1 pseudogene is annotated in these 643 nt (G+C 65.3%); it reads left to right on the forward strand.

From position 1 onward, the window contains the following. A pseudogene (locus tag AAE045_RS23690) lies at window positions 1-643 on the forward strand (dihydroorotase); the annotation flags it as partial.

A 643-nucleotide genomic window follows, 5' to 3' on the forward strand; every position in this document is an offset into this window, starting at 1 on the left:
GCATGATCGACGACCAGGTCCATTTCCGTGAGCCCGGCCTGACCCACAAGGGCGACATCGCGACCGAATCGGCCGCGGCCGTCGCCGGGGGTCTGACCAGCTTCATGGACATGCCCAACACCAACCCGCCCACGCTCAATGCCGAGATCCTGCAAGCCAAGTACGATGCCGCCGCCGGCCGTGCGCGCGCCAACTACGGGTTCTACATGGGCGCCAGCAACGACAACCTGGCCCACATCCAGTCGCTGGACCCCAAGACGGCGCCGGGCATCAAGGTCTTCATGGGTGCCTCCACCGGCAACATGCTGGTGGACAACCCGGAAACGCTCGATGCGATCTTCCGCGATGCGCCCACGCCGATCATCACGCACTGCGAAGACACGCCGATGATCGACGCCAAGGCCAAGGAGTACGCCGAGAAGTACGGTGATGCCCTCAGTGCCGAGCAGCACCCGGACATCCGCTCGCGCGAGGCCTGCCTGAAGTCCTCCGAGCTGGCCGTGTCGCTGGCGAAGAAACACGGCACCCGCCTGCACGTGCTGCACATCTCCACCGCCGATGAGCTGGCCCTGTTCGAACGTGGCCCGCTGATCCGCGCCGATGGCAGCCGCAAGCAGATCACCGCCGAAACCTGCATCCATTT

The organism is Dryocola clanedunensis (assembly GCF_038405435.1).
Classification (GTDB): domain Bacteria; phylum Pseudomonadota; class Gammaproteobacteria; order Enterobacterales; family Enterobacteriaceae; genus Dryocola; species Dryocola clanedunensis_A.